Below are 4,454 nucleotides of genomic sequence, written 5' to 3' on the forward strand. Positions count from 1 at the left end.
AATGGGACAATAGAGTCTTTATGCTGTTAGAGTTACCCATGTACTTACTGCGAAGTGCTGTAGGGGTAATGTAAGCGTTAATATAACATTCCTTGCAAGCAGTGTGGGGTTTAGTTTTTGTTATCGTTCATGTTGAGGGTGTGGGGCGTGGCGAGTTAACCGTCAATTAATACTGCCGTCAGCATCGAATCGGGAAGAGCATACTCCAGCGGGAGAATTCCAGGTTGCTGGTGATAATTAAGTCGAAAATGCAGGCCGGAGATGTTGCTGCAGTTTCTCACGCCGTATTTATAACAGAGCGAAAGGAGTGAAAACAGTTTGACCGGCAAAACTCATGCTGCTGCGGGAGCCTTTATTGGAGCAGTTATAGGCCAGTTAACAGGATCACCGCTTGAAGGGTTCTTTCTAGGTATGTTTGCGGGGCTTTTGCCTGATATAGATCATCCTAGGAGCACTTTGGGTAGGAAAAGGAAATCAATTAATCTCTCGCAGTAAATGCGATTGCAGGTCATAGAGGAATAACCCATGGAAACGAACTTATCGAGCTACCTCTATCGTTTTTGCTTTTAGTATTATGTTATTTGATACTAGTGGCATGATGAACTGCTATAAGGGGGTCAGGCTTGAGTAATTTACTTTCTGTCATCTGATCATTTGTCAGGTATAGGACTTTGAGCGGTGCCAGGCTTGCTTTATTGCTTTTTCGTTTAAAAGAGAGGGTAATTCCTGCTTAACTGCAAAGTTCACCGGAATTAAATTAAGCATAGCATAGCATAGCATAGCATAGCATAGCATAGCATAGCATAGCATTGTCTTGTTTAACCATAATAATATAATGTGGCCTTATCTGGTAAATAATGAAGGATTATCATGATTATGTGTCGAAAATACCATATAAGTGACCACTAAGCAGTCAGCAAAACAGTTCAGAGCAAATTACTGGTGATTATATAATTGATCCCAAAATAACACTGGGGGCTATAGGTTTGAAAAAGAGTATAGTTTCAGTTAGTCGGAGAACTGACATACCGGCCTTTTTCGGGGATTGGTTTGCGCAGCAACTAGACAAGGGTCATACTACTGTCTATCATCCATATAAACATGAAAGGATAACGGTTTCGCTGGAACCGCAGGATGTTGCAGCTTTTGTTTTTTGGTCAAAAGATTACCGTCCATTTTGGAACTACTTAGAAGTGCTTGACCGACAAGGATACTCGTTTGTCTTTCATTATACAATTACTGGTCTGCCTTCTATCTTTGAACCAAAGGTGCCTAGTGCTGCGGAATCTTGCCAGACTTTGAAATTGATTTCCCAGAGATACTCACCACAGCATATTACTTGGCGGTATGATCCAATAATACTAACAGATAAAACCCCCCCTGATTATCACATCGATAAATTTCGAGATCTCTGCCAACAACTTGAAGGTTATACGAGGAGGTGCTATATCAGTTTCGTCAACCTCTATTCTAAGGTCTTGCGGTCATTAATGAGATATGAGAATATTTTTAGTATTATAGATTTGCCTGTACTTGATAAAATCCAGCTGTCAGAAGATTTGGCTACTATTGCTAGCGAGCACGGTATTTCATTGTCAAGCTGCTGTAATAAGTACCTGGTAAGAGGATGGATTACAGAAGGGCATTGTGTTGATGTAGAGCTTTTACATGAACTTTTTGGTATCAATAAGAACGATTATGAGTTAAAACCATCTCGAAAATATTGTGGATGTTATGAGAGCATCGATATAGGATCTTATAATACATGTAAACACGGATGTATATATTGTTATGCCAATAGGTCACCTTCAAAAAGTAGATTTACCAACAAGCAACCGAAAAAGCAGAGGAATAAATGTTTCAAACAGCTCTCACTTGATTTTAATAACTAGAGAGGGAGTTGTGAGGGAATTGGTGCTATGTGCATCAAAATTAATAACTGACATGTATGAGAAATTGATGGATGAGTTTGATACTCTTGAGGATTATGACGGTTACAAAAAATACAACAAGCCTCGTATAAGAAACTACAAGGAACTAGCGGGTGTTCTTTATAATCTTTTCCCTGCTCATTTTTACAAAGCCCAAGATACCATATTACGATATCAAGAGAAACATACTGGGACCAGTGCATCAATAGATACGCAGGAAAAAATAAACTGTTATTGATATAGGTGCTGGGATAGGGACTTTTACATTAGCTCTAGTAGATGCCCTGCTACAGCATGGTACTGAACCTTATCCGGGGATAGATGTTATTATAGTTGAGCCTAATAGCTATTGTCATGATATGACAGATAGATATTTTCAATGGATAAACGAAAACTCAGATATAAGAGTTGAGTATAAAATAATTAAGGAAAATTTTCCGGAAAGGGTATGCTTGGAAGCTGTTATAAAAGAACTTCCTAAGGATAATTTTGATTTTCTCATAATAGCAATGTGTAACCTTGTTCATTGGTTAGACAACCACTCCTTATATGACACTGGGGTTGAATTTATCAAAAAAGTTGTTGATGAGTTTCAGCCGCTTCACTCTATTATATTTTCTGTAGAAACTAAATCTAAAACTATTATTGAAAAAGTTAAAGATGTGTTTTCGCCACGACAGGTTTTATCTAGAAAAATGGACAAGTTTCAATGCAGTCTTGCTAGTTGTTTTTATAATAATGAAATTGATAAGAATTGTAGCAATGTAGAAGTAAAATACAAAAATTTTCCGAAATCTTATTATCGTAAAATAAAGGTAGAACATGTACTTCAATATTGGTCCGGGCAGGCAATTTTATATCTTGGAATTATGCAGCTATCTAGATATGAAAATCTGGATAAGGCATACTATAAAGCTCGAATGGCTTTGCGTAGGGAGTTTCCCTATGATGATATAGCTATTAAGCTATTTGAATATTACTATAAAGATAGTCTGCAGTATTGTTCTGAGATGCTTAATAATGGCTATTCCTTTTGTCCAAAACCCATATTTTTTAAATATCCCAAGGATGAAACACATTTTCGACCTATAATTATTGACAACCTCTGTGATTCTTTGGTAGCATCAACTTTTCTTGATGTTTTATGTAGAAAGGTTGACGAACAGTTTTCTGATTTTAGTTATGGCAACCGGATTAATAAGAATACTAAAACTGAATATATATATGAATATTTTTGGTATGCATGGTATCATAAATATCTTTCAGACATTTTGAAAGAAAAATATTCCGACTGGCATTACATCCAACTTGATATTAAGTCGTTTTATACACGCATTGATCAAAAAATATTATTAAATAAATTATCCGAAGCATTACAACAGAAGGATAAACGAATAGAAAAGATGTTAGAATCTTTTATTTGTCGTGATTATGATAGGCATAAGCCTGACTGTGGTATTCCACAGGGTCCCATTGCTTCAGGATTTTTAGCAAACTTGTATCTCGATGATATAGACAAGCAAATGGATGGCAAAAAGATGGTCTATAGGAGGTATGTTGACGATATTTTTCTTCTTTCCCCACGCGAAGAAGAGCTTAAAGGCTATAAGTCTTCTCTCGATAAGTTATTGCAGGAACTAAAGTTAGAGTTAAATAAAGATAAAGAAAGCAATGGCTCGGTTACAGAGCTTCGGGAAATGTACGGTAGCGACCCCTTATTAGATAATATGAATAAAAGATTGGGATGGGTTTTATGGCAGCTGTATGCTTTGGACCGTAAATACTATCAGGCATATACGAAACAACCAGCTATGTTTATCAAATGGTACTCAGAGTGCCTAAAGAATCTGGGGGTCTTCGTGAGTCCAGAGTGGCTGCAAAGAAAGATAAATCTATGGTTATGGTATAAACTAGGATGGATACGTGGCAAGAGGTCAAGCAAAAGTTCAGCATATTTTTGGAGGGTTTTTTTGAGATTTCCTTCAATTACGGATGGATTAACTCCACCGGAACTATGGGCAAAAAAAATTTCAGGCTAATAACCCCTTGTTCGTGAGGAGATTAGAGGAACTAAGAAGCGAGATAAAGAGCAATCTAGTTGAGCTGTATGAGAATTATGATGAATACAATAAACTTGATAATCATGATAAGAAGAAAATGAAATCAAAATATCGTTTTTTTACATACCGCGCAGGTGTATTGCCCCTTGTTGGAGTAGATGATATTGTTTGTTCATTATTTTTAAAATGTCCGTGGTTGTGTAGTTTTCTAATATTACGGTCTTATCCAAAAGCATTAGATAAAATGGTTGCTAATTTTAATGATTTAAAGCAAGCATTTTTACGTTCAGTTGTACTTTGGGCAGTCGAAGAAGTAAAAGATACAAAGTATGTTGATTTTCTGCAGCAGATTCTTTACGACAGCAGTTCTCCTTTCTTAGTACAACTAATGGCTTCCCAGGCGACTTGTTAAAGGTTTGTGCAGAAGCAGATGTAAGCATTGGATAGCGAGAAGAAATAGAAA

At 36.6% G+C, this 4,454-nt stretch carries 5 protein-coding genes; all 5 read left to right on the plus strand.

From position 1 onward, the window contains the following. The first annotated feature begins 318 nt into the window (after positions 1-318). Positions 319-495, plus strand: a complete 177-nt coding sequence (locus SSCH_RS21760) for a metal-dependent hydrolase (protein ID WP_084710959.1) — start codon at positions 319-321, stop codon at positions 493-495. 491 nt (positions 496-986) lie between these two features. After that, positions 987-1,892, plus strand: a complete 906-nt coding sequence (locus SSCH_RS05660; RefSeq protein ID WP_052835363.1) for a DUF1848 domain-containing protein — start codon at positions 987-989, stop codon at positions 1,890-1,892. Further along, positions 1,876-2,169, plus strand: coding sequence for a hypothetical protein (locus SSCH_RS05665; RefSeq protein ID WP_198142194.1), 294 nt, complete (start codon positions 1,876-1,878; stop codon positions 2,167-2,169). The genes SSCH_RS05660 and SSCH_RS05665 overlap by 17 nt, the downstream gene beginning before the upstream one ends. A gap of 121 nt (positions 2,170-2,290) precedes the next feature. After that, positions 2,291-3,970, plus strand: a complete 1,680-nt coding sequence (locus tag SSCH_RS05670; protein ID WP_044664623.1) for a reverse transcriptase domain-containing protein — start codon at positions 2,291-2,293, stop codon at positions 3,968-3,970. A 13-nt stretch (positions 3,971-3,983) separates the two neighbouring features. Continuing rightward, the gene (locus tag SSCH_RS05675; protein ID WP_156972121.1) at positions 3,984-4,403 is read left to right on the plus strand and encodes a hypothetical protein; all 420 of its coding nucleotides are present in this window, start codon (positions 3,984-3,986) and stop codon (positions 4,401-4,403) included. Positions 4,404-4,454 lie beyond the last annotated feature (51 nt).

Source organism: Syntrophaceticus schinkii (assembly GCF_000946815.1).
GTDB lineage: Bacteria > Bacillota > DSM-12270 > Thermacetogeniales > Thermacetogeniaceae > Syntrophaceticus > Syntrophaceticus schinkii.